The organism is Stappia sp. P2PMeth1, assembly GCF_900185735.1.
Classification (GTDB): Bacteria; Pseudomonadota; Alphaproteobacteria; order Rhizobiales; family Stappiaceae; genus Stappia.
The window spans coordinates 1-13622 of record NZ_FYAW01000025.1 but is presented as its reverse complement, the minus strand read 5'-3'; the positions used below and the strand labels follow the sequence as shown (position 1 = coordinate 13622).

Below are 13622 nucleotides of genomic sequence, written 5' to 3'. Positions count from 1 at the left end.
CCGTCCGGGCCTTTTTCGTATGGGCGGCGGCCCGGTTATCCGCCCGGCATGGTCCGGTTTCATGCCCTGTTAATAGTTTCTATCCGTCTTGATTAAGACTTCGACAAGCGGCGTCGAGTATCGATGACGTAGAGGAAATTCATCCTCGCGCTACAGATCCTCGGTGTCCCATGCTCGACGTCCTTCTGGTTATGGATCAGGAAAAGCCCTTTCCCGCTTTCGGAAATGCGCTCGCCATGGCTCTCAAGGTCGAGCGCGTCTCGCGTGAATCGCTTACTGTCGAGAACGTTGCGTCGGCGCGGGTGATCGTTCTTCACTGCAGCTTGCGCCGGTCCGCCGACATTGCACGCCTTGCCGGGCTGATCGGCGAAGACCGGCGCAAGAACGACACGATTTTCGTTGCGACGGGCAGCGACCGGGCCTGTCAGGTCCAGGCCGAGGCGCTGGGCATCGAGCGGGTGCTGCCGAGCTTCCGCACGCCCGACGACATCCGGGCAGTGGTCAAGGCCATCCTCTGGCGCAATCTGTCGACCCATCTTGCCGGACGCTCGCCCTATATCGCCAAGGCGATCGAGTGCGGCGAGAGGCTGCATCGCGAACTCGGCAGGGCCATGCGGGCCGACCGGCCGCTGCCGCCGGAAGTGATCGGCGCCACGGCGCGGGCGATCTGCGAGGCGACGCGGCGCGACGGGCTCGGCGGCTGGCTGGATGCCGTCCAGTTCCACCACAGCCGCACCTGTCGCCACATGCTCAGCGTCGCCGGCAATGGCAGCGCCTTCGGCCAGCATCTCGGACTGCATGAGAGCGATATCGTGCTGATCGCAGAAGCGTGTCTGCTGCATGACGTCGGCAAGCTGTTCATCCCGATCTCGGTGCTGGAGAAGGACGGGCCGCTGAGCGATGCCGAGCGACGGGTGATCAACACCCATCCGGCACGCGGCGCCTTCGCGCTGCAGCGGAGCGGGCGCGACGATATGGAGGTGATCCACGCAGTGCGAGATCACCACGAGTTTCTCGACGGCACCGGCTATCCCAACGGGCTCGGCGCAAGTTGCATCCGCCCGCTGACGCGCATCGTCACCCTTGCGGATATCTACAGTGCGCTGACCGAGGAGCGGGCCTACAAGGCGGCGATGTCGCCGCGTCAGGCCCTGGCGATCATGGGCGAGATGAAAGGCAAGCTGGATGCCCGCCTGTTCACCGCGTTCCGCTCCATGGTGCTGGCGCCGGTGTTCACGACCAAGCGCGGCGGAGAGGGCGAGGAGGGCGGCGTGATGATGCCGTGCCTGCGGGCGGGACGGCATCCGCTCGACCCGGGCGGACGCGAACACGCGGCCTGATCGGTCGGCCGGCTCTTTCTTGCGGCATCCTCCTGTGTTGGCGGGAAGGGACAAGGTGCGGCGGGCACGGGTCCGCTGGGGAGCGGGGGGATCCCGTGCCCGCCTGCCGTCCGGTGCCTGGGGAGCGTGGAGCGGCTTGGGGAGGGGAGGGGTTCGCGGCGCTCTTTGGGGAGCCGCGCCGCGAACCGAAGAGGCAGGATCAGAACGGCAGGACGATATCGAGCACCTGGGCGCCGTAGCGCGGCTGCTGGACGTCGGTGATCTGACCGCGGCCGCCATAGCCGATGCGGGCCTCGGCGATCTTCTCGCTTTCGATCGTATTGTTGGCCGCGATGTCCTCGGGCCGCACCACGCCGGCGACGATCAACTCGCGCACCTCGAAATTTACCCGCACTTCCTGGCGGCCTTCGATCACCATGTTGCCGTTGGGCAGGATCTGGGTGACGACGGCGGCGACCCGCGTGCGCAGCTTCTCCTCGCGGTCGACCTTGCCGCTGCCCTGGAAGGTCGAGGCGCCCTGGGCCGAGGCCAGGTTGTCCGAGCTCGAGCCGCCGGGCAGCAGGAAGGTGTTGATCGCCGCGCCCACGGCACCGCCGGTGCCGGAGGAGGAGGAGCCGGTGCGGCTGCGCTGGGTCTTGTTGTCGAACTCCGCCTTGTCGGAAATCGTCACCAGCACGGTGAGAATGTCGCCGATCCGGGCGGCGCGCTGGTCCTTGAAGAAGGCGCGGGCGCCGGACCGCCAGAGCGAATTGGAATTGTAGTGGACCGACTGGGGAGCCGGCATCGGCATCTGCACCGGCCGGTAGCCGGCGGTGGTCGTCGGATCCTGGATGGCGGAGAGCGCCGGGGTCTGGCCGACCTGCGAGAGCTTGTCGGCAGTGCCGCAGGCGGCGGTGGCAAGAGCCAGCGACAGGGTCAGGGCCGGCTTCAAGAGGGACATGCGCGGAGCCATCAGTTCGTCTCCTGGAGCTGTGCAAGGTGCTGCCGCGCGACACTGACCTCGATCTGGTCGCGGGAGCGGACGATCCCGGTCACGGTGCGGCGGGACTGCAGGTTGAGGACGTCGATCAAGTCGCCGGCGGCGCCGTTCGCCATGGCCTGGCCGATGGTGGTCAGCGTCATGCCGCCGGTGTGGTAGACCAGCGTCACCTTGGCGCCGCGCCGCACCAGGAGGGGCGGCTCGACATCGGCGGCGCGCAGCGGCCGGCCGACCTGGAGCGCCTGGCGTGCCGCCTGGCCGATCACCTGCGACGGGTCGGTGATCTGGCGGGCGGTGAGGCGGTTGCGGGCGACGCGCTGCGGCTCGATATCGGCGGCGGTGATGACCGTGCCGCGATCGATCGGCCGGGCGGCGACATAGACTTCGACCATTTCCCGGGCAAGGCCGGTCAGGCGGAGGGTGACGGGACCATCGACGGCGCGCACGCGCAAGGTCGCGGCGAGGCGGCCGGAGTGGCGGTCCCAGGCCAGTTCCGAGACGGTGATCGGCTCGATCCGGCCGGCGTCGGCCAGGAGCGGGGCACGCAGCCCCGACACGGCCACTTCCAGCGTGTCGGCATCGAGTTCGGGCTCGCGGGCGAGCAGTTCGTTCCGCACGGCCTCGGCGACCTCGGCCTCGCCGATGGTCAGGGCGAGGCGCTCGACGACGACCTCGAACAGGCCGTCGGTGCCGGCGAGGGCAAAGCCCGCCGTGCGGGCACGCTCGGCCACCAGGCTCGCCCGCACCGTGCCACGGGTGCCCGGATCGGGCGCCCGGAACAGCGGCGTCGCGGCGAGGGCGCCGGCATGGGGATAGAAGTCGCCGATGGTGACGATCGGGCCGGTGACGGCGACTTCCGAGCGCAGAGCACCGGCAGCGGCCGGCAGGGCCGAGGCCAGGGCAAGAGCGGCGGCGAGGAGGAGCTTGGCGAACATCGCGAGGGGCCTTCCGGTCAGCCGGCGCATCAGCGCAGGTTCGAGGTGGTGGCGGACATTTCGTCGGCCGCCTTGATGATGCGCGAGTTCATCTCGTAGGCGCGCTGGGCGGCGATGAGATCGGAGATCTCGCTGACGGCTTCCACATTGGCCATTTCGAGATGCTTCTGCAGCACGTCGCCGAAGCCGGGATCGCCCGGGTTGGCGACGATGGCGGCGCCGCTCGACTCGGTCTCCAGGAACAGGTTGTCGCCGATCGCTTCCAGGCCCGACTTGTTGATGAAGCGGGCGATCTGGATCTGGCCGAGCACCTGCACGGCGTTGTTGGCGTCGAGCACCTGCACCTGGCCGTCGGTGGAGATGGTGATGTCGCGGGCGTCTTCGGGAATGACGATGCCCGGCAGCACCGCATAGCCGTCGATGGTGACGATCTGGCCGTTCGGGTCGCGCTCGAAGGAGCCGTCGCGGGTATAGGCGGTGCCGCCGTCCGGCATCTGGATCTGGAAGAAGCCTTCGCCGCGCACGGCGACATCCAGTTCCTTGTTGGTCTGGCTCAGGTTGCCCTGGCTCATGATGCGGGCGGTCGAGGCGGTCTTGACGCCCGAGCCGATCTGCACGCCGGTCGGCACGATCGTGCCGGTGGCCGAGGAGTTGGTGCCCATGCGGCGCAGGTTCTGGTAGAGCAGGTCCTGGAAGTCGGCGCGCTGGCGCTTGTAGCCGGTGGTGCGCATGTTGGCGACGTTGTTCGAGATGACCTCGACGTTCAGTTCCTGGGCGCGCATGCCGGTCGCGGCGATGTGAAGTGCCTTCATGGTGACTGTTCCTTCTTCCGCTTCGCTCAGGCCTGGACGGAGCCGAGGCGCTCGATTGCCTTGCGCAGCAAGTCGTCGCCGTCAGACAGCATCTTCGACACGGTCGTGTAGTTGCGGGTGATCTCGATCATCCGGGTCATTTCGACGACGCCGGAGACGTTGGATTTCTCGACGGCGCCCTGCAGGACGCGGATGCGCTCGGCGGCCTGCGGCGCCTCGCCGGCGAACAGGTTGTCGCCGATGCGTTCCAGGGCCTGCGGATCCTCGAAGGTGACGACGCGCAGCCGGCCCTTGACGCCGAGTTCGGTGGAAACCGTGCCGTCCTCGGCGATGGTCACGTCGCCGTCTTCGGCCGTGAAGACGAAGGGGCCGCCCTCGCCCAGGACAGGCCGGCCGTCGGCCGTCACCATCTGCCCGGTCGCATCGAGGTGGAAGGCGCCGCTGCGGGTGAAGCGCTCGCCTTCGGGGCCGCCGATGACGAAGAAGCCTTCGCCCTCGATCGCCACGTCGAAGGCGTTCTGCGTCAGCGAGATGGCGCCGGCTCCGAAATCGGAGGAGGCTGCATAGTCGAGGACATAGGAATACGTCCGGTCGCCGCGCTGGAAAGCCGTGGCCTCCGCGACGGGCATCAGATATTCCTCGAAGTGCAGCCGCTGGGACTTGAAGCCCGTCGTGTTCATGTTGGCCAGATTGTTGGCCACCACGTTCAACTGGTTGCGAAGGGCTGTCTGGCGTGACAGCCCGATCAGCAGAGAATTCTCCATGGCGTACCGTTCCTATGCTCCCCAGCGAGCATCCACCCTCCCCAGAGTGGATACCCGTTAACCTTGTTGCAGACATCGTGCCAGTTTTCGTACCTCTGATTTCATTGGGCTTTTTGGTTCGGGGCGGCAGGGTGGGAGGCAGCTTCGTTCCGGCCAATGGTTACCGCCCGGCAAAAATTGCCGCATTTTGCGAGGCGTTAACGGTTCGGTAACCACTCGTTAACCATTGTGACTTTAGAAATTAACTCCACGCGCGGGAGGGCAGCGCAGCGAGGTTGAGTCACAATGACGGCGGATGCGGATGCAGCCGAAACCGGCACCCCGGAAGACGGGGCCGGCCGGTCCAGGAAGAAACTGCTGATCTTCGGTCTCGCGGGTCTCGTCCTGCTGGCGGCCATCGGCGGCGGGGTCTACTACTTTCTGCTCTCTGGCGGCGGGGAGGAGGCTGCGGTCTCGGGAGGCGCGCAGCGGCCGGTGTCCGAGCAGCGGCCCGCGGTGTTCTTCGATCTGCCGGAGATGACCGTCAACCTGTCGAGCGAGGGCCGGGCCACCTATCTGCGCGTGCGCATCTCGCTGGAGGTGACGAACCGCGAAATGGTGCAGCGGATCGAGCCCTATCTGCCGCGCATCCTGGATGCCTTCCAGGTCTATCTGCGCGAGCTGCGGCCGGCGGATCTCGAAGGGTCTTCCGGTTTGTTCCGACTCAAGGAAGAGTTGTTGCGACGCATCAACACGGCGGTCTATCCGGCGCGCGTCGAAGGCGTTCTCTTCAAGGAAATCCTGGTCCAGTAAGGTCATCCGATGGCTGACGACGACGATCTCGGCAATCTCGACGAGGCATGGGGCGAAGCCCTGGCCGAGCAGATGGAAGGTGACGGCGAGGAAGAGGATCTGGCCGCTGCCTGGGGCGCTGCGCTCGAGGAGCAGGGCGTCGCCGGCGGCGACGACATGGCCGCCCAATGGGCGGCGATGATCGACGACAGCGAGCCGGAGCTGGAAAGCGCCACCCGCGGCGCCGACCGCATTCTCAACCAGGAAGAGATCGACAACCTCCTCGGCTTCAACATCGAGGACACGATCGCCGCCGACCAGAGTGGCATTCGCGCGCTCATCAACTCGGCGATGGTCTCCTACGAGCGTCTGCCGATGCTGGAGATCGTCTTCGACCGGCTGGTCCGGCTGACGACCACCTCCTTGCGCAACTTCACCTCCGACAATGTCGAGGTGTCGCTCGACAGCATTTCCTCGGTGCGCTTCGGCGACTATCTGAACTCGATCCCGCTGCCGGCGATTCTGGGTGTGTTCAAGGCCGAGGAATGGGACGGCTTCGGCCTGTGCACGGTCGAATCGAGCCTGATCTACTCGATCATCGACGTGCTGCTCGGCGGCGGCCGCGGCATGTCGGCGGTGCGCGTCGAGGGGCGGCCCTACACGACGATCGAGAGCAATCTGGTGCGGCGGATGATCGAGATCATCATGCACGACATGGAGCAGGCCTTCTCGCCGCTCTCGCCGGTCCATTTCAACCTGGAGCGCCTGGAGACCAATCCGCGCTTCGCCGCGATCTCGCGCCCGGCCAATGCGGCCATCCTCGTCGAACTGCGGATCGACATGGAGGACCGGGGCGGCAAGATCGAAATCATGATGCCCTATGCCACTCTGGAGCCGATCCGCGATCTGCTCCTGCAGATGTTCATGGGCGAGAAGTTCGGCCGGGACCAGATCTGGGAAGGCCACCTGGCCACCGAGATCTACGCGGCGGAGGTGGATGTCGACGCGGTCCTCTACGAGACCCACATCCCGCTCGGACGGGTGCTGGATCTCAAGGTCGGCGAGACGCTGCTGTTCGACATTTCTCCGAACGACCCGGTCTCGATCAAGTGCGGCGGCATTCCGCTGACGCAAGGAACGATGGGCAAGGACGAGGATTCCATCGCGATCCGCGTCGAGCGCGGGCTGCAGAAGCCCAAGATGACCTTGGCCGCTTTCGAGCGGGCCATGCAGAAGGAAATGGACCCAACATGAGCACGCTCCCTGTCGGACTGATGATCGAGAGCCTCGTTGCCCTGCTGCTGGTGGTGACGATCGGATATTGCGTGGTGCTCAACAAGCGGCTGAAGCGGCTGCGGGCCGACGAGGAGGCGCTGCGCGCGACCATTTCCGAGCTGATCACCGCCTCGGAGATCGCCGAGCGTGCCATTCTCGGGCTGAAGGCGACGGCGGGCGAGGCCGACCGCACCCTCGGCCAGCGCCTTGTCGACGCCGAGCGCCTGTCGCAGGAACTCGCCGCGCATGTCTCGCGCGGGAACACCGTGCTGGAGCGCATCACCCAGATCACCGAGGCCGCCCGTGCGGTTCCGCAGGCGCCGGCTCCGGCCGCCGCCATGGCTGCTCCGGTCGCCGAACCGGCGCCGGCGGCCGCGGCCCGTCCGTCGGCCATGCGTGCCAGCGACATCCGGTCCGCCGCGATGGAGGCGACCGCCCGGCTTGAACTGTTCCGCAAGCGTGCCGCGGAGCAGGCTGCGTGACAAACCTGCGCCTGATCCCCGTTCTCGTCCTGGCGGCCAGCGCGCTTCTCGCGCTGAAGCTGCTGGGGCTCGCCATCGAGGGCGGCACGTCCGTCACCGCCGGCGTGAGCGTGGCGATGGCGCAGCAGCCCACCGATCCTGCAACTGGCACCGCCGGGACAGGGGATGCAGGCGCTTCCGACCGGCCCTCCACCGAGGGCAATGAGGAGGCACCGCCGCCGCCCGGTGTCGGCGGCCTCGAGCTCGGCGGCTCCATTGCCGAACGCAAGGTGCTGGAGTCGCTCAGCGATCGCCGCCGCGAGTTGGACAACCGCGAGAAGCAGTTCGAGTTGCGCCAGCAGCTCATGAAGGCGACCGAGGATCGCCTGCAGCAAAAGGTCGAGGAGATCTCGGCGATCGAGGAGCGGATCCGCGGCTTGCAGGAGAAGGAGGAGAAGAAGCGCGAGGAGGAAATGAAGGACCTAGTGGTCATGTACGAGTCGATGAAGGCGAAGGATGCGGCGCGCATCTTCGATCGACTCGACCTCGACATCCTCGTGCGTGTCGCCCGCCAGATGAACCCGCGCAAGATGGCCGACATCATGGGGCGCATGTCGCCGGAGGCGAGCGAGCGGCTGACGGTGGCCCTCGTGACCGGACGGAAACCGGAAGAGGCCGCCGCCGTCGTCGCGCCGGACCTGCCGAAGATCATGGGCAATTGATGCGGAGCGGGCGTCCCGTCGTTCCCCGGCGGGAATGCCAGGGAATCCGGGAGGTCGGTTAAACGCAGCGTTAAGCGGCGGCCGCTAGACTGGATGCTTGGTCGAAAGGTTCAGGGGAGCCCGGTGAGGCAGGACGGCTCGAAAAGACGCATGCTTCAGGTCGCCGCCGCGCGGATCACGGCGGCGTTTCTTGCGTTTGCCCTGCTGTTTTCTGGCGTTTTCGCCGCTCTTGCCGTCGTCGCCCCGTCCGCCCATGCCGAGCCGCTGCAGGCGGATCTGCGGGCCTCTCAGCAGGATGGCTATGGCCGGATCGTCCTGACCTTCCGCGATCTCACGCTGCTGCCCGAATATGATGCGATCGCCTCCAACGGCGTTCTGCGCATCCGCTTCCGCGAGGAGGTGATGACCAGTGTCGACAGCGTCCCGATCGACATGCCGAACTTCATCTCCATCGCCCGCCGGGATCCGGACGGTTCGGCGCTGCGCTTCGCGCTGATGGGCGACTTCCGGATCAACACGATGGAGGCGGGAGAGAAGCTCTTCATCGATCTTCTGCCGCAGAACTGGCAAGGCATGCCGCCGGGCCTGCCCGACGAGGTGGTGCAGGACCTGGCCCGTCGTGCCGAGGAGGCGATCCGCCGCGCCCGGGCCCTGGAACAGGCACGCCTGAAGGGACAGGAAGAACCCAAGGTCGAGCTCTTCGTCGGCACCCATCCGACCTTCACCCGGCTCGCCTTCGAGTGGAACCTGAACTTCGATTCGGCCTTCGTGCGCGAAGGCGACATGATCAAGGTGACGTTCAGCTACGATGTGCCGCTCGACCTGTCGATGCTGCGCGCCGATCTGCCCCCCGGCGTGGTGGATGCAACGGCCTTCAGCGACGAGGGGCGGCTGAAATTCCTGCTGCGGATACAGCCGGACGTGGATATCCGGGCCTTTCGCGAGGACAATTTCTACATCGTCGACGTCACGCCGCGCAGCATGGCACAGGACCCCGTCAATGCCGCCATCGGCGAGGCTCTGACGGCGGGGGACGACATTCCGGCCACCGCCAGGGAATTGGTGATGGCGTCCGGCGTTTCCGGTGCGGCGCAGCCGAGCCCCGAAGCCATCTCTCCGGAAAGCGCCGCGCCGGCGCAAGTGCCGGTAGAGCAGGCGTCGGCGTCGCCGGCGGAGCCGGATGAGCCGGGCACACCGCTTCCGCGTGCCAAGCCGGGATCGGATGAGGCGGCTCCGCAGGCATTGCCCCAAACGACACCGGCCGTTCAGGCGAGCGATGAGGCGCCGACCGACGCGCCGGCATCCGCCCCGACCCGGCCCGCCGAGGCCGTGCCCGCTTCGCCGGAGCCGCCGGCCGCAGCCGCATCGACGGCTGCCGTGGCGCCTCGGCCCGAGGCCGCCGGGGGACCGGCGACGCAGGACGGACTGCCGGCGGAGATCGATCTCAGCGGTCTTGCCGTCGACCGGCCGTCCGGTTCGGCCGACGAGGTCGCCTCTCCGGAAATGCCGCCGGCCGGCTATGGCGATGAGACCCGCCGCTTCGTCGTCGCCGAGGCGCGCCGTATCGGCGAGGCGGTGCGCGTGGTGTTTCCCTTCTCCACCCCGGTCGCCTCGTCCGTGTTCCGCCGCTACCGCAGCCTTTATCTCGTCTTCGACACCGCCGATCCGGTGGACATTCGCGGCATGCGCTCGGTGCTTGCGGACCGGGTGGAAGCGGTGGAGGTGATCGCCCATGCCGACTGGCAGGTGATCCGCATCGATCTGATGCGCGACGCGCTGGCCAGTATCGGCATCGACGGCAGCGCCTGGGTCATGACCATCGGCGAGATGATCCTCGAACCGTCCCGGCCCCTGACGCTGCAACGCAGCCAGAGCAGCGATGGCGGCACGGTCATCACCATCCCCTTCCAGGGGCCGGCCAATGTTCGCGAAGTGGTCGATCCCTTCGCCGGCGACAAGATGACGGTGGTCACCGGCTTCGCGCCGGCGCGCGGTCTGTTGAAGCCGCAGAGCTTCGCCGAATTCGACGCGTTGATGTCGGCCCATGGCGTTGCCGTGCTCGGCAAGGCGGACGACCTTGAGATCAAGCTGCTTGGCGATGCGATCCTGCTGCAGCGGCCGCGGGGCCTGGCGGTGTCCAACGGCAACCTGACGAGGGGATCGACGATCCTGCCGCCGGTGATCGATCCCTCGACGCCGGGGCAGGTCGACCTCGGCAATCTGATGAGCAGCGGAACGAGGGACTTTCTCCAGAAGATCAAGGGCATGGAATACACCATCGCCAACACGCCGGAGGAGGAGCGGCGGGGACCGCGGATGGAGCTGTCGCGCTTCTATCTCGCCCATGGTTTCGCCCATGAGGCGCTGGGCTTGATGCGGCTTGCCTCGCTCGACGATCCAGCCCTGGCCCGCGATCCGGCCTTCAACCTGATGATGGGAGCGGCCCAGACCCTTGCGGCCCGGCCGCGGGAGGCGCTCGACTATCTCGGACGGACGGAGCTTCTCAACAATCCGCATGCGGCCGTCTGGCGCACCATTGCCTTTGCCGAACGGCGCAACTGGAGCGAGGCGCGCGACAACCAGCCGCGCGGCCAGGCGGTTGTCGGCGGCTATCCGGCGGCGGTGCAGATCGCCTTTCATCTGGCTGCGGCCGAGACCCTGGTCGAGGTCAGCGATTACGGGCAGGCGGCGGCGATCCTCTCCGAGATCGACCCGAGCCTTGCCTCGGCCCGGCAGGCGGCGCGCTATGACATCATCCGCGGCCAGATCGCCGACGCTTCCGGGCGCTCCCGCGAGGCGCTGACCGCCTTCGATCTGGTTCAGCGCTCGATGGAACGCCCGCTGGCGGCAGAAGCCGCCTATCGCGCCTTGCGGGTTCGCCATCGCGACGGCGAGGTCACCACGGAGGAGGCGATCGACCAGTTGGCGGGGCTTGCCGCGTCCTGGCGCGGCGACGAGACCGAGTTGAAGACCCTGCGCTTCCTGGCTCAGCTTCAGGCCCAGGCGGGCGAGTATCGCGGCGCCTTCGAGGCGATGCAATCGGCGATCCAGGCCAATGCGGACGCGGAGACCACGCGCCTGTTGCAGGACGAGATGGGGGCGGTTTTCGCCAACCTGTTCCTCAATGGCGAGGCGGACCGGATGGATCCGGTGAGGGCGCTGGCGCTGTTCTACGATTTCCGCGAGATGACGCCGGTCGGCCGACGCGGCGACGAGATGGTGCGCCGGCTGGCGGGCCGGCTCGTCGATATGGACCTGCTCGACCAGGCATCGGAACTGCTGCGCCACCAGGTGGACCATCGCCTGAAGGGCGCCGCCCGCGCCCAGATCGCCGCCGACCTCGGCGTCGTCTACCTGATGGATCGCAAGCCGGAACAGGCGCTCAGGGTGCTCACCCGCACCCGTCAGGCGAAGCTGCCGCGCGAGCTGGAGCGCCAGCGCAACATGGTCGAGGCGCGCGCGCTGACCGAAAGCGGCCGCCCGGATCTGGCGCTGGAGATCGTCCGCAACATGCGCGGCGAGGATGTCGAGCGGCTGAAGGCCGACACGTTGTGGGCGGCGCAGAGCTGGCGCGAGGCGGGCGAGCAGCTCGAGGCGCTGGTGGGCGGTCGCTGGTCGGACCCGGTGCCGCTCGCCGACCAGGAGCGCACCGACATTCTGCGCGCGGCGATGGGCTATTCGCTCGCCGACGACGATTTCAGCCTGTCGCGGCTGAAGGCCAAGTTCTCCGGCAAGATGAGCGACAGCCCCAGCGCCGCCGCCTTCGACATCGTGACCCGGCCGGTGGGGAGCCGCGGGGTCGAGTTCATGTCGGTGCTCGACAGCCTGCAGAGCGTCGACTCGCTCGACATCTTCCTGGCCGAGTATCGCCGCAAATACCTGCAGCCGGCGCTGGACGGGGCATCCGATACCGAAGAGCCGGAGCTCCCGATGTCGGAGCTTGACGACGCGCCGGACAGACAGCGCACGGCCGCGCGCGGCGATGACGCGGAGCCGGCGGCGGAAATGGCCGAGAGCGCGGTCGGCGACGCCGGTTAGCGGCAGCGCCTTCCCTTCCCGGCCCGGCCCGGTGTGGTGGCGGGATGGGGTCAGCCGCTGGAGAAACTCTGCACCAGGCTGCCGGCGATCAGGTTCCATCCGTCGACCAGGACGAAAAAGATCAGCTTGAAGGGAAGCGAGATCACCACGGGCGGCAGCATCATCATGCCCATCGACATCAGCACCGAGGCGATGACGAGGTCGATGATCAGGAACGGCAGGTAGAGCAGGAAGCCGATCTCGAAGGCGCGGCGCAACTCGCTGATCATGAAGGCCGGAACCAGCACCCGCATGCTGATGTCCTCGGGCGTCTCCGGCGCCTCCTGTCCCGACAGTTCGGTGAACAGCGCCAGGTCCTTCTCCCGCACATTGGCACGCATGAAGGCGTGGAACGGCCGGGCGCCGCGCTCATAGGCTTCCGTGAGCTCGATATTGCCCTCGACCAGCGGCTGGACGCCCTCGTTGTAGGCGGCCTCGAAGGTCGGCGCCATGATGAACAGGGTCAGGAACAGGGCAAGCGAGGTCATCACCGCATTGGGCGGCGCCGTCTGCAGGCCGATCGCCGAGCGCAGCAGCGACAGCACCACGACGATGCGGGTAAAGCTCGTCACCATGACGAGGATCGACGGCGCCAGGCTCAGCACCGTCAGCAGCGCGACCAACTGGACCGCACGCTCGGTCAGCCCGGCGCCTTCGCCAAAGCCGATGGTGATGTCCTGGGCGCTCGCGCCGGTGACCAGCGCGAGCATGGCGAGACAGGCGAGGACCGCGACCGACGTCTTGCGGAGGGGCAGGACGGCGTGCCGGGCCTTCGTCATGTGCGCGGCACCATCATTTGCGCGGTCCGCCGATCTCGCTCAGGAGCCGCGCCATCTCTTCCTCGATGGCATCCATCGTCACCGAGCCGGCATCCTTGTCGGCCTTCTTTTCCGCCTTCGGGCTGTCGTCGCCGCTCCCCGCCTCGGGCTCGTCCGCTGCGGCCGGCGCAGCCACCTTGATCTCGGGAGCGGCCGTCGCCGGCTTCGGCGCCTCGTCAACGGCCGGCGGTGCGGCCGGTTCGGCCTTGGGAGCGGCTGCGACGGGGGCGGTGGCGGCGGGGGCGGCGGCGCGCGGTCCGACATCGCTGCGCGGCTCGCTGCGTTCGCTGGCGGGGCTGCCGCGCGACTGGCCGAGTTCGGCGAGCAGCGCGTCTTCCAGCGAGGCAAGATCCGGCTGGACACGGCTTGCGGCGGGTGCCGGCGCTTCGGGCTTGATCTCGGCCTTCGCTTCCGGCTCGGGCTGCTTGACCTCGACCTTCGGCGCCGCGGGCGCGCTCGCGGACGAGGCCGCGGTGGCGGCATCGGCGACCGCCCCGGCGACAACGCCGGACAGGTCGCCGCGCGGCGCCGGCTTGTCGGCGGCCGGCTTCTCGGCGGTCTCGGTGAACTGTGGGAAAGCCGTGCGCGCATTGGCGGCCGGGCCGGACGACGGCGGCGTCACGTTGCGGCGGATCGGCGGGGGCGGCGGCTCGCGGCGCGGCTGCGCC

11 protein-coding genes and 1 pseudogene are annotated in these 13622 nt (G+C 67.8%); 6 read left to right on the top strand and 6 right to left on the bottom strand.

What is annotated here, in order from left to right:
• Positions 1-170 precede the first annotated feature (170 nt).
• A complete protein-coding gene (locus P2PM1_RS18635) occupies positions 171-1340 on the top strand; it encodes an HD-GYP domain-containing protein (RefSeq protein WP_186400091.1) in 1170 nt (389 codons plus the stop codon).
• 199 nt (positions 1341-1539) lie between these two features.
• Here the strand turns inward: P2PM1_RS18635 and flgH are convergent, their stop codons facing one another.
• From flgH to flgF, 4 genes are read right to left on the bottom strand one after another with little or no spacing between them, the layout of a single operon-like run.
• Entirely contained in the window at positions 1540-2292 is a 753-nt protein-coding gene (flgH, locus tag P2PM1_RS18630; protein WP_186388517.1) for a flagellar basal body L-ring protein FlgH, read from the bottom strand.
• On the bottom strand, positions 2292-3254 hold the full coding sequence (gene flgA, locus P2PM1_RS18625) for a flagellar basal body P-ring formation chaperone FlgA (RefSeq protein WP_186400090.1): 963 nt from the start codon (positions 3252-3254) through the stop codon (positions 2292-2294). The genes flgH and flgA overlap by 1 nt, the downstream gene beginning before the upstream one ends.
• A 29-nt stretch (positions 3255-3283) precedes the next feature.
• A complete protein-coding gene (gene flgG, locus P2PM1_RS18620; protein WP_186396863.1) occupies positions 3284-4066 on the bottom strand; it encodes a flagellar basal-body rod protein FlgG in 783 nt (260 codons plus the stop codon).
• Between the two features lie 26 nt (positions 4067-4092).
• Positions 4093-4830, bottom strand: coding sequence for a flagellar basal-body rod protein FlgF (gene flgF, locus P2PM1_RS18615; protein WP_186388514.1), 738 nt, complete (start codon positions 4828-4830; stop codon positions 4093-4095).
• A gap of 285 nt (positions 4831-5115) precedes the next feature.
• Here flgF and P2PM1_RS18610 point away from each other — a divergent pair, with 285 nt between their 5' ends.
• The 5 genes from P2PM1_RS18610 to P2PM1_RS18590 all read left to right on the top strand — a co-directional run bounded on the left by P2PM1_RS18610 (position 5116) and on the right by P2PM1_RS18590 (position 12097).
• Positions 5116-5622 carry a flagellar basal body-associated FliL family protein gene (locus P2PM1_RS18610; RefSeq protein ID WP_186400089.1) on the top strand — a complete coding sequence of 169 codons (507 nt, stop codon included), beginning with the start codon at positions 5116-5118 and terminating at the stop codon, positions 5620-5622.
• A 9-nt stretch (positions 5623-5631) separates the two neighbouring features.
• Positions 5632-6855 carry a flagellar motor switch protein FliM gene (gene fliM / locus P2PM1_RS18605; RefSeq protein ID WP_186388512.1) on the top strand — a complete coding sequence of 408 codons (1224 nt, stop codon included), beginning with the start codon at positions 5632-5634 and terminating at the stop codon, positions 6853-6855.
• On the top strand, positions 6852-7358 hold the full coding sequence (locus P2PM1_RS18600) for a DUF6468 domain-containing protein (protein WP_186388511.1): 507 nt from the start codon (positions 6852-6854) through the stop codon (positions 7356-7358). The genes fliM and P2PM1_RS18600 overlap by 4 nt, the downstream gene beginning before the upstream one ends.
• On the top strand, positions 7355-8059 hold the full coding sequence (locus P2PM1_RS18595; RefSeq protein WP_186400088.1) for a MotE family protein: 705 nt from the start codon (positions 7355-7357) through the stop codon (positions 8057-8059). Before P2PM1_RS18600 ends, P2PM1_RS18595 begins: the two co-directional genes overlap by 4 nt.
• A 150-nt stretch (positions 8060-8209) precedes the next feature.
• Positions 8210-12097 (top strand): hypothetical protein, encoded by a 3888-nt coding sequence (locus P2PM1_RS18590; RefSeq protein ID WP_186400087.1) that lies wholly within the window; start codon positions 8210-8212, stop codon positions 12095-12097.
• A 50-nt stretch (positions 12098-12147) separates the two neighbouring features.
• Here P2PM1_RS18590 and fliP read toward each other — a convergent pair whose 3' ends face one another.
• Both fliP and P2PM1_RS18580 read right to left on the bottom strand, forming a co-directional pair.
• Positions 12148-12915, bottom strand: coding sequence for a flagellar type III secretion system pore protein FliP (fliP, locus tag P2PM1_RS18585; RefSeq protein WP_186396858.1), 768 nt, complete (start codon positions 12913-12915; stop codon positions 12148-12150).
• 13 nt (positions 12916-12928) lie between these two features.
• A pseudogene (locus P2PM1_RS18580) lies at positions 12929-13622 on the bottom strand (hypothetical protein); the annotation flags it as partial.